The sequence below is a fragment of the Pseudomonas lactucae genome (assembly GCF_016937615.1).
Classification (GTDB): Bacteria; Pseudomonadota; Gammaproteobacteria; order Pseudomonadales; family Pseudomonadaceae; genus Aquipseudomonas; species Aquipseudomonas lactucae.
Genome location: NZ_JAFHKI010000142.1, coordinates 24,466 through 49,620, shown reverse-complemented (window position 1 = coordinate 49,620; position 25,155 = coordinate 24,466). Strand labels below are relative to the sequence as shown.

20 protein-coding genes, 2 tRNA genes and 1 pseudogene are annotated in these 25,155 nt (G+C 60.8%); 14 read left to right on the top strand and 9 right to left on the bottom strand.

All coding sequences use genetic code 11. The features are described from left to right. The first annotated feature begins 96 nt into the window (after positions 1-96). On the top strand, positions 97-1,278 hold the full coding sequence (gene purT / locus JWR98_RS23565; protein WP_078734534.1) for a formate-dependent phosphoribosylglycinamide formyltransferase: 1,182 nt from the start codon (positions 97-99) through the stop codon (positions 1,276-1,278). Positions 1,279-1,389: 111 nt separating this feature from the next. Here the strand turns inward: purT and JWR98_RS23560 are convergent, their stop codons facing one another. The 3 genes from JWR98_RS23560 to JWR98_RS23550 form a co-directional block, all read right to left on the bottom strand. Beyond that, the gene (locus JWR98_RS23560) at positions 1,390-2,700 is read right to left on the bottom strand and encodes an MFS transporter (protein WP_205491340.1); all 1,311 of its coding nucleotides are present in this window, start codon (positions 2,698-2,700) and stop codon (positions 1,390-1,392) included. Between the two features lie 276 nt (positions 2,701-2,976). Next, complete coding sequence (locus tag JWR98_RS23555; RefSeq protein WP_205491338.1) at positions 2,977-4,215, bottom strand: transporter associated domain-containing protein; 1,239 nt, start codon at positions 4,213-4,215, stop codon at positions 2,977-2,979. A 12-nt stretch (positions 4,216-4,227) separates the two neighbouring features. Then, positions 4,228-5,040 carry a cytochrome C assembly family protein gene (locus JWR98_RS23550; RefSeq protein ID WP_078734531.1) on the bottom strand — a complete coding sequence of 271 codons (813 nt, stop codon included), beginning with the start codon at positions 5,038-5,040 and terminating at the stop codon, positions 4,228-4,230. 231 nt (positions 5,041-5,271) lie between these two features. Here JWR98_RS23550 and ffh point away from each other — a divergent pair, with 231 nt between their 5' ends. From ffh to JWR98_RS23500, 10 genes are all read left to right on the top strand, one after another. Continuing rightward, positions 5,272-6,648 carry a signal recognition particle protein gene (ffh, locus tag JWR98_RS23545; protein ID WP_065924831.1) on the top strand — a complete coding sequence of 459 codons (1,377 nt, stop codon included), beginning with the start codon at positions 5,272-5,274 and terminating at the stop codon, positions 6,646-6,648. 251 nt (positions 6,649-6,899) lie between these two features. Further along, positions 6,900-7,151 (top strand): 30S ribosomal protein S16, encoded by a 252-nt coding sequence (gene rpsP, locus JWR98_RS23540; RefSeq protein ID WP_003175899.1) that lies wholly within the window; start codon positions 6,900-6,902, stop codon positions 7,149-7,151. Positions 7,152-7,156: 5 nt separating this feature from the next. After that, the gene (gene rimM / locus JWR98_RS23535) at positions 7,157-7,693 is read left to right on the top strand and encodes a ribosome maturation factor RimM (protein ID WP_003175898.1); all 537 of its coding nucleotides are present in this window, start codon (positions 7,157-7,159) and stop codon (positions 7,691-7,693) included. Beyond that, positions 7,675-8,448, top strand: a complete 774-nt coding sequence (trmD, locus tag JWR98_RS23530; protein ID WP_176156668.1) for a tRNA (guanosine(37)-N1)-methyltransferase TrmD — start codon at positions 7,675-7,677, stop codon at positions 8,446-8,448. Before rimM ends, trmD begins: the two co-directional genes overlap by 19 nt. Positions 8,449-8,493: 45 nt before the next feature. Continuing rightward, entirely contained in the window at positions 8,494-8,844 is a 351-nt protein-coding gene (rplS, locus tag JWR98_RS23525; protein ID WP_003175895.1) for a 50S ribosomal protein L19, read from the top strand. 175 nt (positions 8,845-9,019) lie between these two features. Next, a complete protein-coding gene (xerD, locus tag JWR98_RS23520) occupies positions 9,020-9,916 on the top strand; it encodes a site-specific tyrosine recombinase XerD (RefSeq protein ID WP_078734530.1) in 897 nt (298 codons plus the stop codon). A 142-nt stretch (positions 9,917-10,058) separates the two neighbouring features. After that, positions 10,059-10,790: a thioredoxin fold domain-containing protein gene (locus tag JWR98_RS23515; protein ID WP_003175893.1), complete on the top strand. Its 732-nt coding sequence runs from the start codon at positions 10,059-10,061 to the stop codon at positions 10,788-10,790. Between the two features lie 127 nt (positions 10,791-10,917). Beyond that, positions 10,918-12,222 carry a homoserine dehydrogenase gene (locus tag JWR98_RS23510; protein ID WP_003193959.1) on the top strand — a complete coding sequence of 435 codons (1,305 nt, stop codon included), beginning with the start codon at positions 10,918-10,920 and terminating at the stop codon, positions 12,220-12,222. Positions 12,223-12,289: 67 nt separating this feature from the next. Then, a complete protein-coding gene (thrC, locus tag JWR98_RS23505; protein WP_003175891.1) occupies positions 12,290-13,699 on the top strand; it encodes a threonine synthase in 1,410 nt (469 codons plus the stop codon). A gap of 222 nt (positions 13,700-13,921) precedes the next feature. Beyond that, the gene (locus tag JWR98_RS23500; protein WP_042945231.1) at positions 13,922-14,206 is read left to right on the top strand and encodes a DUF3509 domain-containing protein; all 285 of its coding nucleotides are present in this window, start codon (positions 13,922-13,924) and stop codon (positions 14,204-14,206) included. Positions 14,207-14,374: 168 nt separating this feature from the next. Here the strand turns inward: JWR98_RS23500 and JWR98_RS23495 are convergent, their stop codons facing one another. Then, positions 14,375-15,574: a CaiB/BaiF CoA transferase family protein gene (locus tag JWR98_RS23495; protein ID WP_078734529.1), complete on the bottom strand. Its 1,200-nt coding sequence runs from the start codon at positions 15,572-15,574 to the stop codon at positions 14,375-14,377. A gap of 136 nt (positions 15,575-15,710) precedes the next feature. Between JWR98_RS23495 and JWR98_RS23490 the strand changes: the two are divergent. Both JWR98_RS23490 and recJ read left to right on the top strand, forming a co-directional pair. Then, positions 15,711-16,252: pseudogene (locus JWR98_RS23490) on the top strand (YaeQ family protein). 157 nt (positions 16,253-16,409) lie between these two features. Continuing rightward, positions 16,410-18,119 carry a single-stranded-DNA-specific exonuclease RecJ gene (recJ, locus tag JWR98_RS23485; protein ID WP_205491327.1) on the top strand — a complete coding sequence of 570 codons (1,710 nt, stop codon included), beginning with the start codon at positions 16,410-16,412 and terminating at the stop codon, positions 18,117-18,119. A gap of 133 nt (positions 18,120-18,252) precedes the next feature. On the opposite strand, the gene JWR98_RS23480 is transcribed toward recJ, so the two are convergent. The 4 genes from JWR98_RS23480 to JWR98_RS23465 form a co-directional block, all read right to left on the bottom strand. Then, positions 18,253-19,533, bottom strand: a complete 1,281-nt coding sequence (locus tag JWR98_RS23480) for a virulence factor family protein (RefSeq protein ID WP_078734526.1) — start codon at positions 19,531-19,533, stop codon at positions 18,253-18,255. Continuing rightward, a complete protein-coding gene (gene mprF / locus JWR98_RS23475) occupies positions 19,533-22,175 on the bottom strand; it encodes a bifunctional lysylphosphatidylglycerol flippase/synthetase MprF (RefSeq protein ID WP_205491326.1) in 2,643 nt (880 codons plus the stop codon). The genes JWR98_RS23480 and mprF overlap by 1 nt, the downstream gene beginning before the upstream one ends. Positions 22,176-22,441: 266 nt before the next feature. Further along, positions 22,442-22,518, bottom strand: a tRNA-Met gene (locus JWR98_RS23470). Between the two features lie 205 nt (positions 22,519-22,723). Then, a tRNA-Met gene (locus JWR98_RS23465) sits at positions 22,724-22,800 on the bottom strand. Positions 22,801-23,076: 276 nt separating this feature from the next. Between JWR98_RS23465 and dinB the strand changes: the two genes are divergently transcribed. Beyond that, positions 23,077-24,135, top strand: a complete 1,059-nt coding sequence (gene dinB / locus JWR98_RS23460) for a DNA polymerase IV (protein WP_078734524.1) — start codon at positions 23,077-23,079, stop codon at positions 24,133-24,135. A gap of 62 nt (positions 24,136-24,197) precedes the next feature. Here the strand turns inward: dinB and JWR98_RS23455 are convergent, their stop codons facing one another. Continuing rightward, on the bottom strand, positions 24,198-25,151 hold the full coding sequence (locus JWR98_RS23455) for a hypothetical protein (protein ID WP_205491324.1): 954 nt from the start codon (positions 25,149-25,151) through the stop codon (positions 24,198-24,200). Positions 25,152-25,155: the final 4 nt, after the last annotated feature.

The window sequence follows — 25,155 nt, the reverse complement described above, 5'->3', positions numbered from 1 at the left end:
CGCGTGCAGCCCGGCGCTGATCAGTGGAGTCGGTATGGCGCGTTCATGTATTATCGCGGCCTTTCTCCCCCTGATCCGCTCCCTTGAGGACTTGAGATGACCCGAATCGGAACTCCACTGTCGCCTACCGCGACCCGCGTTTTGCTGTGTGGCTGCGGCGAGCTGGGCAAGGAAGTGGTAATCGAGCTGCAGCGCCTGGGCGTTGAAGTGATTGCCGTGGATCGCTACGCCAACGCGCCGGCCATGCAGGTGGCGCATCGCAGCCACGTGATCAATATGCTCGACGGCGCCGCCCTGCGAGCGGTGATCGAGGCGGAGAAGCCGCATTTTATCGTGCCGGAAATCGAAGCCATCGCCACCGCCACTCTGGTGGAGCTGGAGGCCGAAGGTTTCACGGTGATCCCGACCGCGCGCGCCGCCTCGCTGACCATGAACCGCGAGGGCATCCGGCGTCTGGCCGCCGAAGAACTGGACCTGCCGACCTCGCCGTACCACTTCGCCGATACCTTCGAAGACTACAGCAAGGCCGTGCAGGACCTGGGCTTCCCCTGTGTGGTCAAGCCGGTGATGAGTTCGTCGGGCAAGGGCCAGAGCTTGTTGCGCGGCATGGATGACGTGCAAAAAGCCTGGGATTACGCCCAGGAAGGCGGACGTGCCGGCAAGGGCCGGGTGATCATCGAAGGCTTTATCGACTTCGACTACGAAATCACCCTGCTGACCGTGCGCCACATTGGCGGCACCACCTTCTGTGCGCCGGTCGGTCACCGTCAGGAAAAAGGCGATTACCAAGAGTCCTGGCAGCCGCAGGCGATGAGCCCGGTGGCCCTGGCCGAATCCGAGCGCGTGGCCAAAGCCGTGACCGAGGCCTTGGGCGGGCGTGGCCTGTTTGGCGTCGAACTGTTCATCAAGGGCGATCAGGTGTGGTTCAGCGAAGTGTCGCCGCGCCCGCATGACACCGGTCTGGTGACTCTGATTTCCCAGGACCTGTCGCAGTTTGCCCTGCATGCGCGCGCCATCCTCGGCCTGCCGATTCCATTGATTCGCCAGTTCGGGCCTTCGGCCTCGGCGGTGATTCTGGTGGAAGGGCAGTCGACCCAGACGGCATTCGCCAACCTCGGCGCCGCACTGAGCGAACCGGACACGGCGTTGCGTTTGTTCGGTAAGCCAGAAGTGAACGGCCAACGCCGTATGGGCGTGGCATTGGCGCGGGATGAGTCGATTGAGGCGGCTCGGGCCAAGGCGACTCGTGCGTCCCAGGCGGTTGTTGTAGAGCTCTAAAAGCATCGGGGCAAGTCGAATCGTCGCACCGCCCCTCCCACATTTTGACCGCATTCCTACAGATTAAACGCGGTTAAGTGTGGGAGGGGGCTTGCTCCCGATAGCGAACTATCAGGCAACACTATTCAAGTCATTATCCCGCGTCTCTTTCAGGCACAGCACTGCAATCAGGCTGAGCAACGCCGCCGCCGACACATACCCGCCGACATAACTCAGCCCACCCATCGCCACCAGCTTGGTCGCGAAGAACGGTGCCGCCGACGCACCGACAATCCCACCCAGGTTATACGCCGCCGAAGCCCCGGTATAACGCACGCGGGTCGGGAACAGTTCCGGCAACAGCGCGCCCATCGGGGCGAAGGTCACCCCCATCAAGAACAGCTCCAGTGCCAGGAACAGCGCCACGGCCCAGGTCGAGCCGTGGGTCAGCAGTGGCTCCATGGTGAAACCCGACACAATCGCCAGGACTGCGCCGACGATCAGCACCGGCTTGCGTCCATAACGGTCGCTGGCCAACGCGGCGATAGGCGTGGCCAACCCCATGAACAACACGGCAAAACACAGCAGCGCGAGGAAGGTTTCGCGGCTGTAGCCCAGGGTCGACACGCCGTAACTCAGGGAAAACGCCGTGGTGATATAGAACAGCGCATAGCACACCACCATTGACGCCGCGCCCAGCAGCACCGGCAGCCAATGCTGGCTGAACAGCTCCACCAACGGCACTTTCACCGGCTTTTCCTTGGCCACGGCATTGGCGAACACCGGGGTTTCGTGCAGCTTCAGACGTGCATACAGGCCGACCATCACCAGCGCGGCGCTGAGGATGAACGGGATACGCCAGCCCCAGCTGCGGAACTGCTCGTCGTTCAGACTCATGGCCAGGATCAGGAACAGGCCGTTGGCGGCCAGGAAGCCAATCGACGGGCCCAGTTGCGGGAACATGCCGAACCAGGCGCGCTTGCCCTTGGGGGCGTTTTCGGTGGCCAGCAGCGCGGCGCCACCCCATTCGCCGCCAAGGCCCAGGCCCTGGCCAAAGCGCAGCACACACAACAGGATCGGCGCCCAGGCCCCGATGCTGTCATAACCGGGCAGCAAGCCGATCAGCGTGGTGCACACGCCCATCAGCAGCAGCGAAGCCACCAGTGTGGACTTACGACCGATGCGGTCGCCGAAGTGGCCAAACAACGCCGAGCCCAGCGGACGGGCGATAAAGGCGATACCGAAGGTCAGGAACGACGCCAGCATTTGCGCGGTGCCGGAGCTCTGCGGGAAGAACACCGGGCCGATCACCAATGCGGCGGCGGTGGCGTAGATATAAAAGTCATAGAACTCGATAGCAGTGCCGACGATGCTCGCGGTGGCAACCCGTGCGGTCGAGTTGGTCGGCGCGGCGCTCGCGGCCTCGTTATAGGTGGTGCTCATGGCGGTATCCCTGACGGTCGTTGCGCGTTTGGACGCGGATTATTATTGGTCGAACACCCATGGATCAGGGTTGTGCACGGAGTGGCTCGGGATGGGAGCGAACACCGGTCAGACACGATAACGCGGTGCCTGGACGCGTTTAGTGCGGATAGCACGCGGTCGGGCGGGGCTTGGGTAAGCCGCAGGGATTATAGGAAGGGGTTTGGAAATACGACAAGAGACGGCTACACGATCTCTCAAACACTTCAAGCCAATGTGGGAGGGGGTATCGCGCGGTTATGCCGCCACCGGCACCCGGCTGGTGTGCCAGATCAGCACCTTGCTCACTCGGTTGTCCTCGGTTTCGAGAATCTCCAGGCGATAGCGGCCGATCTTCAGGCATACCGCGCAATCCGGAATGGTCTCCAGTGCTTCGGTGACCAGCCCGTTGAGGGTCTTGGGGCCGTCGCTGGGCAGGTGCCAGCCCAGGCTCTTGTTCAGTTCGCGGATCGAGGCGGCGCCGTCGATGATGTAGCGTCCGTCCGGCTGCGGCTCGACGTGCGGGTTGTCGGCACCTTGTTCGCTTTCGAACTCGCCGACGATCTCTTCGAGGATGTCTTCCAGGGTGACGATGCCCAGCACCTCGCCGTACTCGTCCACCACCATGCCCAGGCGCCGCTGTTGCTTGTGGAAGTTCAGCAGTTGCAGTTGCAGGGGCGTGCTTTCCGGCACGAAGTAGGGTTCGTGGCAGGCGGCGAGCAATGCGTCCTTGGTCAGGCTGGCGTCGGGCAGCAAATGCTGGACCTGCCGTGTATTGAGCACGGCCTGCACCTGGTTGATATCGCTGTGGAACACCGGCAGGCGGGTGCGCGGGGAGGTGCGCAGTAGTTCGATGATGTCTTCGATCGAGTCATCCAGGTTGATGCCATCCACTTCGCTGCGGGGCACCAGGATGTCGTTGACCGTGATGTTGTCCAGGGCATGGATGCCGGGCATGCCGGGCGCGCGGTTTTCGTCGGCGTCGGGCTCGGGTTCGTCATCGTGATCGGGTTGCGGTTCGTCGCTTTTTTTCACCACGTCGGATTTGCGTGCAAATGGGCGCAACAGCAGCAGGCTGATGCCATTGAGCAGCCAGGCCGCGGGGTAGAGGATTTTCAGCGGCACGCCCAGCAGCGTATTGCCGAAACCCAGTACCGCTTGCGGATAACGGGTGGCCAGGGCGCGGGGCAGGTAGTCGGCCAGCACCAGCAGCACCGCGCAGGAGATCAGCCAGCCCAGCCAGGGGCCGTTCTGCGCCCAGGCGTAGATCGCCAGCAACGTGCACAGAATCACCACGGCGGCGCGGCACAGGCTGTTGCACAGGATCAGGCTGTTGCGCGGAAAATTCAGGCGGGCGGCGGCCTTGTCGCCCTGGCGGGTGCCGGGGCGCAGCGCCAGCAGGTGCTGTTGGGCGGCTTCAATGGCGGTAAACAGTCCGGCCCATAACACCAGCAAGGCGATTACCGCGAGCATCGGCCCCAGGGGCAAGTTGTCCATGATTGCTGCCCGTCAGATATGCAGGATGTATTCGCGAACCAGCTTGCTGCCGAAATAGGCCAGCATCAGCAGGCAGAAACCGGCCAGCGTCCAGCGGATTGCCTTGTGCCCGCGCCAGCCCAGGCGGTTACGGCCCCACAGCAATACGCTGAAGACTATCCAGGCCAGGCACGCGAGCAAGGTTTTGTGCACCAGGTGCTGGGCGAACAGGTTCTCGACGAACAGCCAGCCGGAGATCAACGACAGCGAGAGCAGGGTCCAGCCGGCCCAGAGGAAACCGAACAACAGGCTTTCCATGGTTTGCAGCGGCGGGAAGTTCTTGATCAGCCCCAGGGGATGCTTGTGCTTGAGCTGGTGGTCTTGCAGCAGCACCAGCAGCGATTGGAACACCGCGATGGTGAACATACCGTAGGCCAGGATCGACAACAGAATGTGGGCGAGCATGCCCGGTTCCTCATCGATCACCTGCACTGTACCGGGCGGGGCGAATTGCGACAGCAGGACCGTGAGCAACCCCAGCGGGAACAACAGGATCAGCAGGTTTTCCACCGGGATGCGCGCGCAGGCGATCAGTGTCAGGCCGATCACGGCGGCAGCGATCAGGCTGGCCGCGCTGAAAAAATCCAGGGCCAGGCCGTCCGGCGTCATCAAGTGAGTGAACAGACTCGCGGCGTGCGCCAGCAGGGCGAGGACGCCAAAACCTGCCAGCAGGCGTTTGTCGGCCTTGGCGCATTGGGCCAGGCGAGTGCCCTGGTAGAGGGTCGCAGCGGCATATAGAAGCGCGGCGGCGAGGCTGGGTAGCAAGCTGGGTGACAAAGGGAGCATAAATCCTGTTAGGCAAGCCCGAAAGGCGCTGAGTTTGGCATACCCAGGCCGTGCACGAAAGACTCCCGCACCAGACAGCGGGTGTGCATGGGCGCAGTCTTCGCTATAATCCGCGACCTGCCCACGCCGCAGGCTCGCCGAGCGCCGTTTTAATAGCGATTTGCTAGAGCCTGGGCCGCCATTACCTCGGTCTACCTGCATTTCGATGAATAGGGCCTGAAAGGATCGCGCATGTTTGAAAACTTGACTGACCGTCTCTCGCAGACGCTGCGCCACGTAACCGGCAAGGCCAAGCTGACCGAGGACAATATTAAAGACACCCTGCGTGAAGTGCGCATGGCGTTGCTGGAAGCCGACGTGGCCTTGCCCGTGGTCAAGGACTTCGTCAACTCGGTCAAGGAGCGTGCGGTCGGCACTGAAGTGTCGCGCAGCCTGACGCCGGGCCAGGCCTTTGTGAAGATCGTCCAGGCCGAACTCGAAAGCCTGATGGGCGCTGCCAACGAAGACTTGAACCTCAGCGCCGTGCCGCCTGCCGTTGTACTGATGGCCGGTCTGCAAGGTGCGGGTAAAACCACCACCGCCGGCAAGCTGGCGCGCTTCCTTAAAGAGCGCAAGAAGAAGTCCGTGATGGTGGTCTCGGCGGACGTGTACCGCCCGGCGGCTATCAAACAGTTGGAAATGCTTGCGGGCGAAGTGGGCGTGACCTTCTTCCCGTCCGACCTGAGCCAGAAGCCGGTCGACATCGCCAACGCGGCCATTAAGGAAGCCAGGCTGAAATTCATCGACGTGGTCATCGTCGATACCGCCGGTCGTCTGCACATCGACGAAGAGATGATGGGCGAGATCAAGGCGCTGCATGCCGCGATCAACCCGGTCGAGACGCTGTTCGTGGTCGATGCCATGACCGGCCAGGATGCGGCCAACACCGCCAAGGCCTTCGGTGACGCGCTGCCGCTGACCGGCGTGATCCTCACCAAGGTCGACGGCGACGCCCGTGGCGGTGCCGCGCTGTCGGTGCGTGCCATCACCGGCAAGCCGATCAAGTTCATCGGCATGGGCGAGAAGAGCGAAGCGCTCGAACCGTTCCACCCCGAGCGTATCGCCTCGCGCATTCTCGGCATGGGCGACGTGCTCAGCCTGATCGAACAGGCTGAAGCCACGCTCGACAAGGACAAAGCCGACAAGCTGGCTAAAAAGCTGAAGAAGGGCAAGGGCTTCGACCTCGAAGACTTCCGCGACCAGTTGCAACAAATGAAGAGCATGGGTGGCCTCGGCGGCCTGATGGACAAGCTGCCGAACATCGGCGGTGTGAACCTGGCGCAAATGGGCAATGCCCAGGGCGCGGCAGAGAAGCAGTTCAAGCAGATGGAAGCCATCATCAACTCCATGACCCCGGCCGAGCGCCGCGACCCTGAGCTGATCAGCGGTTCGCGCAAACGTCGGATCGCCATGGGTTCCGGCACCCAGGTGCAGGACATCGGTCGCTTGATCAAGCAGCACAAGCAGATGCAGAAGATGATGAAGAAATTCTCCGCCAAGGGCGGTATGGCCAAGATGATGCGCGGCATGGGCGGTATGTTGCCCGGCGGCGGCATGCCCAAGATGTAAAGTATTCGAGCGGGAGCCTGGCTCTCGCTCCGACCCACAAGGATGTGGGATCTCCAGCAAACCCGCCGTTGGCGGGGGCTGACTCGCCGTTTTAATCGACGGCTCTATGGCAGATCTGAATGGCCCGCTGATAGGCGCCAGAAAAAGACATTTGCAAAAGTCCGGATATTCCTTAGAATATGCGGCCTTTCGGGCACCTATGCCCGCTGTGCATTTAGATTTGCAGCACCGACTACAGGAACGATGTTCACATGCTAACAATCCGTCTTGCCCTTGGCGGCTCCAAAAAGCGCCCGTTTTACCACTTGACCGTAACCGACAGCCGCAACCCGCGTGACGGTTCGCACAAGGAACAGGTTGGTTTCTTCAACCCTGTTGCTCGTGGTCAAGAAGTTCGTCTGTCCGTGAACCAAGAGCGCGTAGCCTACTGGCTGAGCGTTGGCGCACAGCCATCCGAGCGCGTTGCAAAACTGTTGAAGGACTCGGCTAAGGCCGCAGCCTGAGCAATATGAACGCGACGCCAGCGGTTGCTGATGATTTGATCGTTATCGGCAAGATTTACTCTGTTCATGGCGTTCGCGGCGAAGTGAAGGTGTATTCCTTTACTGATCCGACCGAAAACCTGTTGCAGTACAAAACCTGGACGCTCAAGCGCGAGGGTAGCGTGAAACAGGTCGAGCTGGTCAGTGGACGCGGGAGCGACAAGTTCCTGGTCGCTAAGCTCAAGGGTCTTGATGATCGTGAAGAAGCGCGTCTTCTGGCCGGTTATGAGATCTGCGTGCCACGCAACCTGTTCCCTGAATTGACCGACGGCGAGTACTACTGGTACCAGCTGGAAGGTCTGAAGGTTATTGATCAACTCGGGCAATTGCTCGGGAAAATCGACCATCTTCTGGAAACCGGCGCCAATGATGTAATGGTGGTCAAGCCTTGCGCTGGCAGCCTGGATGATCGCGAACGCCTGTTGCCCTATACCGAGCAATGCGTGTTGGCCGTCGACCTGGCCGCGGGCGAGATGAAGGTGGAATGGGACGCGGACTTCTAAGCGTGGCTAATTTGCGCATTGAAGTGATCAGTTTGTTTCCCGAGATGTTTTCCGCCATCAGCGAGTACGGCATCACCAGTCGGGCGGTGAAACAGGGGCTGTTGCAGCTTACCTGTTGGAACCCGCGAGACTACACGACGGATCGACATCACACTGTGGACGATCGCCCATTTGGCGGTGGCCCGGGCATGGTGATGAAGATCAAGCCCCTGGAAGATGCGTTGGCTCAGGCCAAGGTCGCCGCTGGGGAGAAGGCGAAGGTTATTTACCTGTCCCCTCAAGGCCGTCAGCTGAAACAGGCTGCGGTACGCGAACTGGCGAATGAGGAAGCATTGATCCTGATTGCCGGTCGCTATGAAGGCATTGACGAGCGCTTTATTGAGGCTCATGTCGATGAAGAGTGGTCGATTGGGGACTATGTCCTGTCTGGCGGCGAGCTGCCGGCGATGGTCCTGATAGATGCGGTTACACGACTGCTGCCTGGAGCTTTAGGGCATGCGGACTCCGCGGAGGAAGACTCCTTCACGGATGGTTTGCTGGATTGCCCGCACTACACCCGACCGGAGGTGTATGCGGATCAGCGTGTTCCCGACGTATTGCTAAGTGGCAATCACGCACACATCCGGCGTTGGCGTTTACAGCAGTCCCTTGGTCGGACCTATGAACGACGCGCCGATCTTCTGGAAAGCCGCTCGCTTTCTGGAGAAGAGAAGAAGCTGCTCGAGGAATACATCCTCGCGCGGGACGATAGTTAACAACGTATCGATGGTAAGTCCATTGACTTACCTTAGGAGCACAGCATGACTAACAAAATCATCCTTGCACTCGAAGCAGAGCAGATGACCAAAGAGATCCCTACCTTTGCCCCGGGCGACACCATTGTCGTTCAGGTGAAAGTGAAGGAAGGCGACCGTTCGCGTCTGCAAGCGTTCGAAGGCGTGGTAATCGCCAAGCGTAACCGTGGTGTGAACAGTGCTTTCACCGTTCGTAAAATCTCCAACGGTGTTGGCGTAGAGCGTACTTTCCAGACCTACAGCCCGCAAATCGACAGCATGGCCGTTAAGCGTCGCGGTGACGTACGTAAAGCCAAGCTGTACTACCTGCGTGACCTGTCCGGTAAAGCAGCTCGCATCAAGGAAAAACTGGCTTAAGTCCAGCTTCCCGATGCAGAAAAAAGCAGCCTGCGGGCTGCTTTTTTGTGTCTGGGATTTGATCATTCCCACGCTCCGCGTGGGAATGATCGTACGCGCGACACAAATCTCGTGTGGGAGCTGGCTTGCCTGCGATAGGATCTACCGGACATCACCGTCATCAGCCTGAGCCCCCATGCCCGCCATTGACCATCCCCTGATCGACCGCTTCCTCGACGCCCTCTGGCTTGAAAAAGGCCTTTCAGACAATACCCGCCAGGCCTACCGCAGCGACCTGGCACTTTTCAACGGCTGGCTACAAGAGAAACACCTGGAACTGATCAACGCGGGCCGCGAGTTGATCCTCGATCACCTGGCCTGGCGCCTGGAGCAGAACTATAAGCCGCGCTCCACGGCGCGATTCCTCTCGGGTGTGCGTGGCTTTTATCGCTACCTGCTGCGGGAAAAGTTGATCGCCGTCGATCCCACCCTGCAAATCGACATGCCGCAACTCGGCAGGCCATTGCCAAAGTCCCTGTCGGAAGCCGACGTGGAGGCGCTGCTCGCCGCCCCCGACTTGAGCGAAGCCATCGGCCAGCGTGACCGCGCGATGCTGGAAGTGCTGTACGCCTGCGGCCTGCGGGTGACCGAGTTGATCAGCCTGACCCTGGAACAGGTCAACCTGCGCCAGGGCGTGCTGCGGGTGATGGGCAAGGGCAGCAAGGAGCGACTGGTGCCGATGGGTGAGGAGGCGATTGTGTGGGTCGAGCGCTACATGCGCGAGGCGCGCAGTGAATTGCTCGGCGGGCGCCCCAGCGATGTGCTGTTTCCCAGCCTGCGGGGCGAGCAGATGACCCGCCAGACGTTCTGGCACCGCATCAAGCATCAAGCCAAGGTCGCCGGGATCGGCAAGACGTTGTCACCCCATACCTTGCGCCATGCGTTCGCCACCCATTTGCTCAACCACGGCGCCGATTTGCGTGTGGTGCAAATGCTGCTCGGCCACAGCGACTTGTCCACCACCCAGATCTACACCCATGTCGCGCGCGCACGTTTGCAGGATATGCACGCCAAGCACCACCCGCGAGGCTGAAAACCGCCAATTTCTACCGCCACGGGCTGCCCCGCGGCCCAACTGTGGTAGGCTTTGCCGGTTAGCAAAGGTGACGGTCCCGACCCGCGTCCATCGATCGCGGTGTTCCTTCCCGTCCCTGCATCTGCCTTCAGGAGTTCCCATGCGCTTGACCCAGATTATTGCCGCCGCAGCGATTGCGTTGGTTTCCACCTTTGCCGTCGCCGATGACGCCGCCGAGCAGACCATTCGCAAGAGCCTGGCCAACCTGCAGCTCGACACGCCGATCGAGAGCATCAGCGCAAGCCCCATGGCCGGCCTGTATGAAGTCAAGCTCAAGGGCAGCCGCGTGCTGTACGCCAGTGCCGACGGCCAGTACATCGTTCAGGGTTACCTGTTCCAGTTGAAGGACGGCAAGCCGGTCAACCTGACCGAGAAGGCCGAGCGCCTGGGCGTGTCCAAGCTGATCAATGGCATCCCGGTGGCGGAAACCGTGGTTTACCCGGCGATCGGCGAGACCAAGACCCACATCACCGTGTTCACCGATACCACCTGCCCGTATTGCCACAAGCTGCACGCCGAAGTGCCGGCGCTGAACAAGCTCGGTGTGGAAGTGCGCTACGTTGCGTTCCCGCGCCAGGGCCTGGGATCGCCGGGTGACGAGCAGTTGCAGGCAGTCTGGTGCTCGGCCGACAAGAAAGCGGCCATGGACAAGATGGTCGACGGCAAGGAAATCAAGGCCGCCAAGTGCGCCAACCCGGTCTCCAAGCAGTTCGCCCTGGGCCAGTCCATCGGTGTGAACGGTACGCCGGCCATCGTTTTGGCTGACGGCCAGGTGATTCCGGGCTACCAGCCGGCACCACAAGTTGCCAAACTGGCGCTGAGTGCCAAATAAACCAGCATCGTCGAACCTTTGACGATCATGCCCGTTGATAAGTGAACGGGCCATCAATTGAAAGCCGCAGTCGTGCGGCTGTTTTCCACGCCGACCTTGCGTCGGCCGTTTCATGGGGAGTTCTTCAGTGAAACCGGTCAAAGTAGGCATCTGTGGGTTAGGGACCGTCGGTGGCGGCACCTTCAACGTACTTCAGCGTAATGCTGAAGAAATTTCCCGCCGTGCAGGGCGTGGGATTGAAGTGGCGCAAATTGCCACGCGTTCGCCGAAGCCTCAGTTCGAAACGACCGGTATTGCAATTACCAACGATGTGTTCGCCGTGGCCACCAACCCTGAAATCGATATCGTCATCGAACTGGTGGGCGGCTACACCGTCGCCCGCGAGCTGGTGCTCAAGGCCATCGAGAACGGCAAGCATGTGGTCACCGCCAACAAGGCGCTGATCGCCGTGCACGGCAACGAGATCTTCGCCAAGGCCCGTGAAAAAGGCGTGATCGTGGCGTTCGAAGCCGCCGTGGCCGGTGGTATCCCGGTGATCAAGGCGATCCGTGAAGGCCTGTCCGCCAACCGCATCAATTGGGTGGCCGGCATCATCAATGGCACCGGTAACTTCATCCTCACCGAAATGCGCGAGAAGGGCCGCACCTTCGAAGACGTACTGGCCGAAGCCCAGGCCCTGGGTTACGCCGAAGCCGACCCGACTTTCGACGTGGAAGGCATCGACGCGGCCCATAAGCTGACCATCCTGGCGTCCATCGCCTTTGGTATTCCGCTGCAGTTCGACAAGGCCTACACCGAAGGCATCACCAAGCTGACCACCGCCGACGTGAACTACGCCGAAGCCCTGGGCTACCGCATCAAGCACCTGGGCGTAGCGCGCAGCACCCCGGCCGGTATCGAATTGCGGGTGCACCCGACGCTAATCCCGGCCGACCGCCTGATCGCCAACGTCAATGGTGTGATGAACGCGGTGATGGTCAACGGTGACGCCGCCGGTTCCACGCTGTTCTACGGCGCCGGTGCCGGCATGGAGCCGACCGCTTCGTCAGTGATCGCCGACCTGGTGGACGTGGTTCGCGCCATGACCAGCGACCCGGAAAACCGTGTGCCGCACCTGGCCTTCCAGCCGGACTCGCTGTCGGCCCATCCGATCCTGCCGATCGAAGCCTGCGAAAGTGCCTATTACCTGCGCATCCAGGCCCAGGACCATCCAGGCGTGTTGGCCCAGGTGGCCAGCATCCTGTCGGAGCGCGGTATCAACATCGAGTCGATCATGCAGAAGGAAGTCGAGGAACAAAACGGCCAGGTGCCGATGATCCTGCTGACCCACCGCGTGCTCGAACAGCACATCAACGATGCCATCCATGCCCTCGAAGCCCTGCAAGGCGTGGTCGGCCCGGTGGTGCGGATTCGCGTCGAACACTTGAACTAACCGATTTGTTCCAGGGGCCCCGTCCATTCGGCGGCCCCTGTTCGAGAATGTTTTAGAGGAGCCAGTCATGCGTTACATCAGCACCCGCGGCCAGGCACCGGCCCTGAATTTCGAAGACGTTCTGCTGGCAGGCCTTGCCACCGACGGCGGCCTGTATGTGCCGGAAAACCTGCCACGCTTCACCCAGGAAGAAATCGCCTCCTGGGCCGGCCTGCCGTATCACGAGCTGGCTTTCCGAGTGATGCGCCCGTTCGTCACCGGCAGCATTCCGGATGCGGATTTTAAAAAGATCCTGGAAGAGACGTATGGCGTGTTTTCCCACAACGCCATCGCGCCTCTGCGCCAACTGAACGGCAATGAATGGGTACTGGAGCTGTTCCACGGCCCGACCCTGGCGTTCAAGGACTTCGCCCTGCAACTGCTCGGTCGTCTGCTCGATTACGTGCTGGAAAAGCGCGGCGAGCGCGTGGTGATCATCGGCGCCACTTCCGGCGATACCGGTTCGGCCGCCATCGAAGGCTGCAAGCACTGCGAAAACGTCGACATCTTCATCCTGCACCCGCACCAGCGCGTCTCGGAAGTGCAGCGTCGCCAGATGACTACCATCTTCGGTGAGAACATCCACAACATCGCCATCGAAGGCAACTTCGATGACTGCCAGGAAATGGTCAAGAACAGCTTCGCTGACCAGAGCTTCCTCAAGGGCACGCGCCTGGTGGCGGTGAACTCGATCAACTGGGCGCGGATCATGGCCCAGATCGTCTACTACTTCCACGCGTCCCTGCAGTTGGGCGGCCCGGCGCGTTCGGTGTCGTTCTCGGTGCCTACCGGCAATTTCGGCGATATTTTCGCCGGTTACCTGGCGCGCAACATGGGCCTGCCGATCAACCAGTTGATCGTCGCCACCAACCGCAACGACATCCTGCACCGCTTCATGAGCGGCAACGGCTACATCAAGGAAACCCTGCACGCGACGCTGTCGCCGTCGATGGACATCATGGTCTCGTCGAACTTCGAGCGCCTGCTGTTCGACATGCACGGTCGCAACGGTGCGGCCATTGCCGAATTGATGAACAGCTTCAAGAGCGGCGGCGGTTTCAACGTCGAGCAAGAACGCTGGACCGAAACCCGCAAGCTGTTTGATTCCCTGGCTGTGGACGATGCGCAGACCTGCGAAACCATCGCCGAAGTCTATGCCCAGACCGGCGAGTTGCTCGACCCGCATACCGCCATCGGGGTGAAGGCCGCCCGCGAATGCCGTCGCAGCCTGGATATTCCGATGGTGATCCTTGGCACCGCGCACCCGGTCAAATTCCCGGAAGCGGTGGAGAAGGCCGGTGTCGGCAAAGCCCTGGAACTGCCGGCGCATCTGGCCGACCTGTTCGAGCGGCAAGAGCGTTGCACGGTATTGGCCAATGATTTGAAAGCTGTGCAGGCGTTTGTCAGCCAGCATGGCAACCGGGGTAAGCCGTTGTAAGGCGAACCGCGTATACAAAAACGCCGCTTTCCCTCCCTCGGGTCAGCGGCGTTTTTGCTTTCTGTGCCAGCGTTTTTTCATTGTCATGTTGCAGGCGCATGCTGGAAACGTCATCCCCCGCAACAACGAAAAAGCGAACTTTCCTACGTCATAACCAGTCACTTAGGATAGATGCTGCACCCGTTGAAACGATTGTTCCCGAACTATTGAGTGGTGATCGAGATGCAAAGTATCAGCCTATTGCTCGAAGAAGCACTGAGCCCTTATCAGGTTACGCTGACCACCGCTGGTGTGCTGGGCGAATGCCTGGTGACCGTGAAGAACCCAAGTGGCGCCATCATGGTCGAGCGCGAATTCAACCGCGCGCAATTAACCGACAAGCGCGCGTTGGTGGATGTGGTGGATTGCCTGCTGCGCGATCTGAAAATCGCTGAAGGCCGCCTGGAACCCTCGGTCATTGCAGCCTTGCGCAATGCGGCCATGACGCGTGCGCCGGTGTGCGCATGAAGAATTATTTATCCTTCGAAACTTCCTACAGCATGGCCTGTCAGATTTTTTAACAGCAAGAGCAAACATTGTGCTCCGGTGTTTGTGGCTTGTTGTACTGGTCATTGTAAGGCCACGTTTAACCCCGAAGTGTCTCCCCACGCTTCGGGGTTTCTTTTTGCCTGCGATTCAGATGGCGCCCTGTTCGCGCAGGCGCGTGATCGCGGCGGCGTCGTATCCCAACTCATTGAGCACGATGCTGTTGTGTTCACCGAGCTGCGGCCCGACCCACTCGCAGCTGCCGGGGGTGTCCGACAGCTTGGGCACGATGCCCGGCATCTTGAAGTCCTTGCCGTCGGGCAACTTCGCCTTGAGGAACATCTCTCTGGCTAGGAACTGCGGGTCGCCGAGCATATCTTCGGCGCTGTAGATGCGGCTGGCGGGCACTTCGGCCTGGTTGAGCTGCTCCACCACCTGTTCCAGCGGCAGCGAATTCACCCAGCGATCAATCACCCCATAAAGCTCGTCACGGCGGCCGTCACGCCCGTCATTACCGGCCAGTTGCGGGTCGTTGGCCAAGTCGTCACGGCCGATGGCGCTCATGAAACGCTTGAAGATCGCATCACCATTGGCGCCGATCTGCACGTGCTTGCCGTCGGCGCTGGTGTGGATGGAGGAGGGGGTAATGCCAGGCATGATGTTACCGGTGCGTTCGCGGATAAAGCCGAACACGTCGAATTCGGGAATCATGCTTTCCATCATCGCAAAGATCGCCTCGTACAGCGCCACGTCCACCACCTGGCCCAAGCCACCATTCACTTCACGATGCCGCAGCGCCATCAGCGCACCGATCACCGCCCACAAGGCGGCTATGGAGTCGCCGATGGAAATGCCGGTGCGCACCGGCGGCCGGTCCTCGAAACCGGTGATGTAACGCAGCCCGCCCATGGATTCGCCCACGGCTCCAAACCCCGGTTGATCTTTCATCGGGCCGGTCTGACCGAAGCCCGAGAGCCGTACCATCACCAGTTTCGGGTTCAGTGCGTGCAGGGTTTCCCAGCTCAGGCCGAGCTTCTCCAGTACGCCGGGGCGGAAGTTTTCGATGAGAATATCGGCGTCCGCCAGCAGCTGTTTGAGGATCGCCAGGCCATCCGGGTGCTTGAAGTTCAGCGTCAGTGACTTTTTGTTGCGCGCCTGTACGAACCACCACAGCGAGGTGCCTTCATACAGCTTGCGCCATTTGCGCAGCGGGTCGCCGCCGTCCGGGGATTCGACTTTGATCACCTCGGCACCGAATTCGGCACAGATACGTGAGGCGAACGGCCCGGCGATCAGGGTACCGAGTTCGATGACTTTCAGGCCGGCAAGCGGTTTGGCATTAAACGACATGGGGATCCTTCAGACGCTGGGCAGATGTGTGATGCCTTTTAACATAGGCGAACGGCGAGGGATAAGGTGGATGATTCGTTGAATGACCCCGCCATCGGTTAGACTGGCGCCTTTCCCTGTCTTTAGAAGCCCGTTCATGGCCCAGCCGTCCACGACCTACAAATTCGAACTCAACCTCACCGACCTCGACCGTTCGGTGTATGAGAGCGTTAAACAGACCATCGCCCGTCACCCTTCGGAAACCGAAGAGCGCATGACCGTGCGCCTGCTGGCCTACGCCCTCTTTTACAACGAGCAATTGGCGTTCGGGCGTGGTCTGTCGGATGTGGATGAACCCGCCCTGTGGGAAAAAAGCCTGGACGACCGGGTGTTGCACTGGATCGAAGTCGGCCAGCCCGATGCCGACCGCCTGACCTGGTGTTCGCGCCGCACCGAGCGCACCAGCTGCTGGCCTATGGCAGCCTGCGCGTGTGGGAAGGCAAGGTGGTGCCGGTGGCCAACAACCTGAAAAACGTGCACATCGCTGCCGTGCCCCAGGAAGTCTTGGAGACCCTGGCCAAGGACATGCCGCGGGTGATCAAGTGGGACGTGATGATCAGCGAAGGCACGATCTTTGTGACCGATGACCGTGGCCAGCATGAAGTGCAACTGCAATGGCTGGTCGGCGAGCGCGGTTGAAAAGGTGGGAGCTGGCTTGCCTGCGAGGGCATCCACTCGGTGTGTCTGATGTACCGAGTCGTATGCATCGCAGGCAAGCCAGCTCCCACACTTGATCTCTGCTGCGTTCACTATCTGTGTTTAACCGATGTATTAGAAGAGAAGCTCCCGTCACCCCATGCGTATCGATCCCCGCCCATTGCCCGCCGTCCTGCCTTTTCTCGGTGAACTACCGCCGCTGTTGACCCGCCTTTACGCCGCACGCGGGGTGCAGTCGGAGGCCGAGCTGGACAAGAGCCTGGCGCGGTTGATTCCCTATCAGCAGCTCAAGGGCATCGACGCCGCGGTGGACTTGCTGGTGACGGCCCTGGAGCAGCGTCAGCGCATTCTGATCGTTGGTGACTTCGATGCCGATGGTGCCACTGCCAGCACCGTGGGCACCCTGGGCCTGCGTTTGCTTGGCGCGGCCCATGTCGATTACCTGGTGCCCAATCGTTTCGAATATGGCTACGGCCTGACGCCGGAAATCGTCGCGGTGGCTCTGCAGCGCGAGCCGCAATTGCTGATTACGGTGGACAACGGCATTTCCAGTGTCGAAGGCGTGGCGGCGGCGAAAGTGGCGGGGCTGAAGGTGCTGGTCACCGACCACCACTTGCCTGGTGACGAGTTGCCGGCGGCGGACGCCATCGTCAACCCGAACCAGCCTGGCTGTAACTTTCCGAGCAAGGCCCTGGCCGGCGTGGGGGTGATCTTCTACGTGCTGATGGCGCTGCGTGCGCGTTTGCGCGACCTGGGCTGGTACGCGAACAAGCCGCAGCCGAACATCGGCGATCTGCTCGACCTGGTCGCCCTGGGCAGCGTTGCCGACGTGGTGCCCCTGGACGCCAACAACCGCATCCTTGTGCATCAAGGTCTGGAGCGTATTCGCGCCGGTCGTGCGCGGCCGGGGATCAAGGCGATCCTTGAGGTGGCCAAGCGCGACGCGGCGCGCATCACTTCCACTGACCTGGGGTTTATCCTCGGGCCACGGCTCAACGCGGCCGGACGCCTGGACGATATGAGCCTGGGCATCGAATGCCTGCTCACCACCGATGTCGCGGCGGCACGGGAAATGGCCGCGCAACTGGACGGCATGAACCAGGACCGTAAGTCCATCGAGCAAGGCATGCAGCGCGAGGCCCTGGCCCAGCTCAAGGACTTGCCGGTGGACTCGATGCCCTACGGCCTGTGCCTGTTCGACCCGGAGTGGCACCAGGGCGTGATCGGCATCCTGGCATCGCGCATGAAGGAGCGCTATTTTCGCCCGACCATCGCCTTCGCCGACGCCGGTGATGGCTTGCTCAAGGGCTCAGGGCGCTCTGTGCAGGGTTTTCACATCCGTGATGCCCTGGCAGTGGTTGCGAGCCAGCATCCCAACCTTATCGCCAAGTATGGCGGCCACGCCATGGCGGCGGGGCTGACGTTGCCCGAGGCAAACTTCCCCCTGTTCGCCGAGGCCTTCGATGCCGAAGTGCGCCGGCAATTGCGCGAAGAAGACCTCACCGGCCGCCTGCTTTCAGACGGCACCCTGGCGGTGGAAGAATTTCACCTGGAACTGGCCCGCGCCCTGCGCCATGCCGGCCCGTGGGGGCAGCACTTTCCCGAGCCGTTGTTTCACGGGGTATTCCAGTTGGTGGAACAGCGCGTAGTGGGGGAGCGGCACCTGAAAGTGGTGCTCAAGAGCGAATGCGGGTCGGTGAAGCTCGATGGTATTGCGTTTGGTGTGGACCGTGAGGTCTGGCCAAACCCGACCGTGCGTTGGGTGGAGTTGGCCTACAAGCTGGATGTTAACGAGTTCCGTGGGAATGAAACGGTGCAACTGATGATTGCGCACATCGAACCGCGCTAGATTTTATGAGCACCGCAAAACAACTGTGGGAGGGGGCTTGCCCCGATAGCTGGGTGTCAGTCAACAATGCTGTGACTGACCTACCGCTATCGGGGGCAAGCCCTCCCACATTTTGATTTTTGTAAGGCTTGGGTTATTCGCTTTTGGCCTGATGCTTGACGATGATATCCACCAAGCGCTTGGCCAGCGCCGGGTAGTTTTCGTCGAAGTGATGCCCGCCTGGCAGCTTCACTGCCTCGCCCACCGCCGTCTTGTCGGTGCAGCCACTCTCATCGACTTCTTCCTCGCCGTAAATGCACACCACCTTGTCCGCCGGCAGCTTGGCCATTTCCGGGCCGGTCGCGGCTTCCTTACCGGCATTGCCCAGCCAGCCTTCCACTTCGATCTCGAAGCTGCCGGTGCGGGCGAACGCCAGCAGGATGATTGCATCGACCCGCTGTTGCTCGTTCTCCGGCATACGGTTGTAGATGGCGGGCAATACGTCGGCGCCGAACGAATAGCCGGTCAGCACGAAGCGTTTGGTGCCCCACTTCTGCCGGTAGTGCTGCATCAGCTCCGCGAGGTCCTTGGCGCTTTGTTCCGGAGTCTTGTGCTGCCAGTAATAGCGCAGGGTGTCGATGCCGACCACCGGGTAGCCGATCTTGGCCATTTCACCGGCCACGTCGCGGTCCAGGTCACGCCAGCCGCCGTCACCGGAGAGGAACAGGGTGACTGTGTCCTTGGCCTGGCCGGCCGGTACTTCCACCACCGGAATCGCCAGTCCGCCGTTGTCCGAACCCACCAGTTGCTTGCGCAGTTCGTTGTTCAGGACTTGCGGGTAGTGGATGTCGTAGTCGCTGATGCTGGTTGTGGCACGCGGGGTATCGCGTACGAAACTGGCGCTTTCATCGTCAGGGTTATCGTTCCATGCCACCAGCCAGTTGCCGTGGGCGGCGGTCTTGGGCAGTGGGTCCTTGCAGCCTTCCTGCACCAGGGCGAAGCCGACGGAGATGGCGTTGGCCTTGTCGTCGTTCTGGGCGGCCAGCCAGCGCCAGGCGAGGGCCGCGCCAGGGCCGATGCCGCTGACCAGCGTCGCCGGGCCCTTGAGCTGGCCCAGGGCGCTTTGCAGCGCTTGTTCCTGCAGCTTGCAGTCGTCTTTTGGCAGGATCACCTGGACGATCTGCGCCTTGCCGCCCTGACTAAGGGCGATCAGTTGGCTGTCGGTCAGGGTTTCGTCGGCCATCACGGCGACGGCGACACGCGCTTTTGGCGTGACGGCCGGGGTCACGCGGGTCATCACCGAGCCATCCGCCTGAGGCAGTTGCTCCAGGGTTGGCTGCGGGGCAGGGCGGTTCCAGTACCAAAAGCCGGCGCCCAGGACCAGGGCGAGCAGCACTACAAAGGCCAATACATACCGCCAGGAACGTCGAATCATCAGCGTTTCACCAATCCAGTCAAGCCGCCCGCGATCAGGGCGGCGGTATCGGCCAGCGCCACCAGCGGATCAAGTCCTGCCGGCACGGCCATGTAACGGGGTTCCCAGTCAGGCTGGAACTTGTCTTTGAAGCGGCGCAGACCTTGGAAGTTATACAGTTGCTCGCCACGCCGGAACACCATCGAACCCAAGCGCTGGGTCAGTGGCGCACCGCGTCGCGGTTGCAGGCCCGACAACGGCACCATGCCGAGGCTGAAACGGGCGTAGCCGTGACTCTTATAATGTTGAATCAGACCGACCATCATGAATTCCATGGTCAGCTTGGGCGCGTCCGGGTGGGCACGCATCAGGTCAAGGCTGGCCAGGTCATGATTGTAGGTTTCAAGCAGGTTGGCAAAGGCCACCGGGCGCCCTTCGAAGCGAATGATCGCAATACGGAAGTGCTTGAGGTAGTCGTCGCTGAAGCGCCCCAGGGAAAAGCCCTTTTCGCGCACATTCTTACCGGTAAGCCAGGCGTCCGAGATAACTTTTAATTCATCCATCGGCGCCGTGCCCGGCTCGCAGATATCCAGGGACAAGCCGTCCCGGGTGCCACGGTTCCAGGTGTAGCGCAGATCCTTCATCTCTTTGCCCTTGGCTTCCAGGTCAAAGCGTTTGAGGTCGACGCGGGCTTCTTCGCCCAGCTTGATCGCGGTGAGGCCGATGTCCATGTAGTACGGCAGGTTCTCCGCCCGCACTTGGTAGAACACCGGGCGCGCATGGTGGATGTCGCACAGGTCGCGGAACTGCCAGATCATCTCGGCACGCGGTTGGGTCGGGCCGATCGGGTCGTATAGGGCCACCAGGCTGCGGCCACGACGGGCATACATCAGGAAGGCTTCGTCGTTGGGGTGGAACAGCAGCGCCTTGTCGCCGGTCAGCGCCAGGCCACCGTCCGGCTGGGACGAGGCCATCAGAATCTTGGTGGCGCGTTCCAGCTCTTGCGGCGTCGGCAGGTGGATCACCGGTCGCGCGGTGCGCAGCAGCCAGGTCAGCGAGACGATCACCAGCAACACGGCGGCCCCCAGCAACGAACGCAGGCCGCGTGGCGCGTTGGCGTCGAGGGTGAACTGCCACCACAGTTGATGGCTGTAAGGCACGTCTTGATAGGCAAACAGCAGCAGCCAGATCGAGGCGCCCAGCACGCAGACGCTGGACACCAGGTACAGCGGCGAAAACGGCAACTCGGTCAGGCGGCTGGCGCGGTAGAACGAGCGACGGAAGATCGCGAGCAATACCGCCGTCATGGTCATCAGGCTGGCTTCTTCCCAGTCGAAACCCTTGAGCAACGAAAGCAGGGCGCCCGTCAGCAGCAGCACCATGGTCAGCATCCAGGCGGCCGACAAGCGTCGACGCAGGCCCTGAGCCAGCAACAGGCACAGTACGCCGATCAGGCTGGCGCCGAAGTGCGACGCGTCAATCAGGCGGTGGGGGATCAGGAATCCGATGTTTTCCAGGCGTGAGTCGATCTCTGGCGTGGCGCCGGAAAACAGCAGGACCACGCCGGACAAAAAAACCAGCACGGCCAATACCGGTGCCGCCAGGCCCGAGGCCACGCGCAGGCTTTGTTGGGTCTGAAACAGGCGCTGGGCCTCATTGACCAACAGGAACACGCAGGCGATCAGCAGCGGCAGCACCACATAAATCATGCGATACAGCAGCAGGGCGGCAGCCAATGGCGCCGCCCCGAGCTTATCGGCGAAGGCCGCGAGCAGGATTGCTTCGAACACCCCGACACCACCCGGTACATGGCTGAGCACGCCAGCGGCCAGGGCCAGCAGGTACACCAGCAGGAACGGGCCGAACGGCGGGGCTTCCGGCAGCAACATATAAAGGACTGCGGCGGCGGCGGCAACGTCGAGTGCAGTGATGACCAACTGCAGGAACGTCAGGCGCCGGCCAGGCAAGCGCAGGGTGCGACGGCCAACCCGGACCAGCAGGTTGTCCCGATACGGCTGTTCCGGCAGGCGACGGCGATAAATACCGATGCACAGCATCGTCGACAGCAGCAGCACGGCGCCGGCAACGCCGCCGAGCACACTTTGCGGTAAATGCAGGTAGGTCGATGCGGCCGGCAAGTTGCTCAGCGTGGCCAGTGCGGCCAGCGGTGGCAGGGCGCAGCCCAGGGCCAGGCTGGCGAACACGGTCATATGGGCCACTTCCGAAGCACCGATGCCATGGCGTGCATATAAACGATAGCGCACCGACCCGCCCGAGAGCATCGACAGGCCAATGGCATTGCCGATGGCAAACGCGGTAAAGCCGCCCAGGGCCAGGGTTTTGGCGGGTAGGTTTACGCCGGCGTAACGCGCGCCGGAAAACTCATAGCCCAATAGGATGATGAACCCGGCGACGGCTGCGGCAAATGCACCCAGCAATGCCGGCTTGGGCACTTCCAGAATCGAGTCGTGGAGGGCGTAGAGATCCAGCTCCAGCAGCAAGTGCCGGCAGGCGATCAGAGCGATTGCGAACAGCAGCAAGGTAACGGCCAGCCCGATGGGTTGCCGGTATTTGCTCAACAGATCCAGCCAGCGCAAGCGGGTGGGAGTGATCGGTTGTTCTGCTGTAACGGTCTCTTGTGGTTCAGACGAGTTGGCGCGCATCAATCACCTCGTGGATTGTGCGCGACAGGATGGAGGTATCCAGCCAAGTTACCAATCCCTATGGACAAAATAATTACAAATATTAACGCGGATCACCGGGTGGGGCGACTGCGGCCATTGGTCGTAGAGGCGTAAGCATAGCGTGCGATGAGATGGACTCAACAAACCGCGCAGGGTTTCATGAAAGATGCCATGTCATTGTTTCAGAAGAACTTTTTTGCCAGATACAAAAAAGGCCACTCTTTCGAGTAGCCTTTTTTGATGTTTGGTTGCGGGAGCCGGATTTGAACCGACGACCTTCGGGTTATGAGCCCGACGAGCTACCAGACTGCTCCATCCCGCGTCTGTGGGCGGCATTCTACAGCCCAGCGACGAGGTGTCAACCGTTAATCAACCGATGGGTCAAATAAGTGCGAATTAACCCTGAAAGGGTGGCTGCGCGCCCGTAAGTGCGCGTGAGGAAAGGTTTTTTGTTCGACAATCCGCGATTTGCCTAAAATGAGCAGGCACAAAAAAGGCCACTCTTTCGAGTAGCCTTTTTTGATGTTTGGTTGCGGGAGCCGGATTTGAACCGACGACCTTCGGGTTATGAGCCCGACGAGCTACCAGACTGCTCCATCCCGCGTCTGTGTGTCGGCATTCTACAGAGGAACGCGAGTGTGTCAACCCATGATTCAAAGAAAAGCGCTTGTGGTTCAATCGGTTAGCTCTCCATGCCGGGCCGTTTGACCGGTGCGGGCCAGTCGGGCCGTGGCTTTCAGCTCTATCGTAAGGCTAAATTCGATTGAGAAAATAAATTCATCCAGGAATTTTCCTACCGCTTAGACGAAAGATTCAAACTACTGGTGCTATATACAGGGGTGAATGCGATACTGGCTACCCGTTGGATTGCCTCCTTTATATGACACAGCGCAAAATCATCCACGTCGACTGTGATTGCTTCTACGCCGCCATCGAGATGCGCGACGACCCGAGCCTGGCGCAAAAACCGCTGGCGGTGGGCGGTTCGGCGGATCGACGGGGGGTGATCGCCACGTGCAACTACGAGGCGCGGGCGTATGGGGTGCGTTCGGCCATGTCGTCGCGACATGCCTTGAAGCTCTGCCCGGACCTGACCATCGTCAAGCCGCGTATGGATGCCTATAAAGAAGCGTCGAAGGAAATTCAGCTGATCTTTCGCGATTACACCGACCTGATCGAGCCGTTGTCCCTGGATGAAGCCTACCTGGACGTCTCCGACAGCCCGCATTTTGGCGGCAGCGCCACGCGTATTGCCCAGGATATTCGTCGCCGCGTCTCCAACCAGTTGCACATCACCGTGTCCGCCGGCGTGGCGCCGAACAAATTCCTGGCCAAGATCGCCAGTGACTGGAAAAAGCCCAACGGCCTCTTCGTCATTACCCCTGACCAGGTCGAAGACTTCGTTTCACAATTGCGTGTGAGCAAGCTGCACGGCGTAGGCAAGGTCACCGCCGATAAGCTGGCGCGCCTGGGAATTGAAGATTGCCTGCAACTGCGCGAATGGAACAAGCTGGCACTGGTGCGCGAATTCGGCAGTTTTGGCGAGCGGCTCTGGAGCCTGGCGCGTGGGATCGATGACCGCGTGGTGCAGAACGACAGCCGACGGCAATCGATCAGTGTGGAAAATACCTACGACGTAGACCTGCCGGATCTTTCAAGTTGCCTGGCAAAACTTCCTGAGCTGATGGAAACCCTGGCTGGGCGCATGGCGCGTATCGACAGCAGCTATAAGGCGGGCAAGCCGTTCGTTAAGGTGAAATTTCACGACTTTACCCAGACGACCCTGGAACAGTCCGGGGCGGGGAGGGACCTGGAGAGTTATCAACAGTTGCTGACTCAGGCGTTTAACCGCGGAGGGAAACCGGTGCGGTTGCTGGGGATTGGCGTACGGTTGCTGGACCTGAGCGGCGGCAACGAACAGTTAGAGTTCTCCTGGTAGAAATCGGAACCAAAATGTGGGAGGGAGCAAGCCCCACATTTGATCTGCGCCAGGCTTCAGATTCAACGTGCCCCTGGATCTGCCACCAACCGCCCCGCATCCTTGGTCAGCGCTTGCAGAAACTCCTGCTGCAACTCCGGATCATTGCGGGTCAATTCGATCAGGCTTTGTTCCAGTTCGCTGGCTTCTTCTTCCAGGCCCAGCTCCGACAGGCGCTTGACCCGGTGCACCCACTGGCTGACTTCGTCGTCTTCCAGGTCGTCGTAAATCAGGCCGTGGGCTTCCAGCAACTTGCCGCGCAGGGTGCTGCTGATCGCCAGGGTCGAGTCCGAACGCACATCGTCCTGGCCATCCTGAACGCTGATCTTCAAAGTCGTGACGTGGTTCAGGTCCTGTTCGGCAAACGGGCTGTCCAACAGGTTAAGGCGCAGAACGCCGTTGCGGTCGGTGGTCAGCTCATGGGTCTGTTTGCCGGCGAAGACCTGTACTGGACGCTCGCTCCAGGGCAGGCTCGAATACTCCAGGCGCTTGTCGCGCTGGACTTCATCGATACCCGCCAGGTTCTGCTGCGCGCGGCCATGGGACTGCACGTTCATGAACGGGTTGAGGCCGTCCACGCCGTAGGTCAGCCAGTCGTGAGTCATGCTGGTGGGCAAGTTGCCAAGGGCGAAGATATTCGCCACGTTGGCACCCGCGCCTGCCACCAACGCCACCGCACCCAGGGGCATCTCATAGAGTTTGCGCCAGGGCTGGTAGGGCGTGTAGCGGTCGTAACGACGGGTGACTTCGAATTCGGTGACCTCGAAGGTCTTCTGCTCATGAATGCGAACCCGGCGTTGCGGCAGCTCCAGCACTTTAGGTTCGCCTACATCGATCTGCAGGCTATGGTCGAGCAACTTTCGCTCGACCCGTTCCTCGTGCTCACTGCGTTGCGACATCTGGTTGGCGCAGCCGCTGACCAGCAGGGCGCCGCACAAGGCGGCGCCCCCCAGGGCTCTGGTGTTTCGCTTGAACATGACT

Coding starts and splice junctions, on each gene's coding strand:
- recJ (WP_205491327.1), top strand. CDS start 16,410: ATGCGTATCGATCCCCGCCCATTGCCCGCCGTCCTGCCTTTTCTCGGT.
- JWR98_RS23500 (WP_042945231.1), top strand. CDS start 13,922: ATGCAAAGTATCAGCCTATTGCTCGAAGAAGCACTGAGCCCTTATCAG.
- ffh (WP_065924831.1), top strand. CDS start 5,272: ATGTTTGAAAACTTGACTGACCGTCTCTCGCAGACGCTGCGCCACGTA.
- JWR98_RS23515 (WP_003175893.1), top strand. CDS start 10,059: ATGCGCTTGACCCAGATTATTGCCGCCGCAGCGATTGCGTTGGTTTCC.
- trmD (WP_176156668.1), top strand. CDS start 7,675: ATGGGACGCGGACTTCTAAGCGTGGCTAATTTGCGCATTGAAGTGATC.
- mprF (WP_205491326.1), bottom strand. CDS start 22,175: ATGCGCGCCAACTCGTCTGAACCACAAGAGACCGTTACAGCAGAACAA.
- rplS (WP_003175895.1), top strand. CDS start 8,494: ATGACTAACAAAATCATCCTTGCACTCGAAGCAGAGCAGATGACCAAA.
- JWR98_RS23555 (WP_205491338.1), bottom strand. CDS start 4,215: ATGGACAACTTGCCCCTGGGGCCGATGCTCGCGGTAATCGCCTTGCTG.
- rpsP (WP_003175899.1), top strand. CDS start 6,900: ATGCTAACAATCCGTCTTGCCCTTGGCGGCTCCAAAAAGCGCCCGTTT.
- JWR98_RS23550 (WP_078734531.1), bottom strand. CDS start 5,040: ATGCTCCCTTTGTCACCCAGCTTGCTACCCAGCCTCGCCGCCGCGCTT.
- JWR98_RS23455 (WP_205491324.1), bottom strand. CDS start 25,151: ATGTTCAAGCGAAACACCAGAGCCCTGGGGGGCGCCGCCTTGTGCGGC.
- rimM (WP_003175898.1), top strand. CDS start 7,157: ATGAACGCGACGCCAGCGGTTGCTGATGATTTGATCGTTATCGGCAAG.
- JWR98_RS23480 (WP_078734526.1), bottom strand. CDS start 19,533: ATGATTCGACGTTCCTGGCGGTATGTATTGGCCTTTGTAGTGCTGCTC.
- xerD (WP_078734530.1), top strand. CDS start 9,020: ATGCCCGCCATTGACCATCCCCTGATCGACCGCTTCCTCGACGCCCTC.
- JWR98_RS23560 (WP_205491340.1), bottom strand. CDS start 2,700: ATGAGCACCACCTATAACGAGGCCGCGAGCGCCGCGCCGACCAACTCG.
- thrC (WP_003175891.1), top strand. CDS start 12,290: ATGCGTTACATCAGCACCCGCGGCCAGGCACCGGCCCTGAATTTCGAA.
- dinB (WP_078734524.1), top strand. CDS start 23,077: ATGACACAGCGCAAAATCATCCACGTCGACTGTGATTGCTTCTACGCC.
- purT (WP_078734534.1), top strand. CDS start 97: ATGACCCGAATCGGAACTCCACTGTCGCCTACCGCGACCCGCGTTTTG.
- JWR98_RS23495 (WP_078734529.1), bottom strand. CDS start 15,574: ATGTCGTTTAATGCCAAACCGCTTGCCGGCCTGAAAGTCATCGAACTC.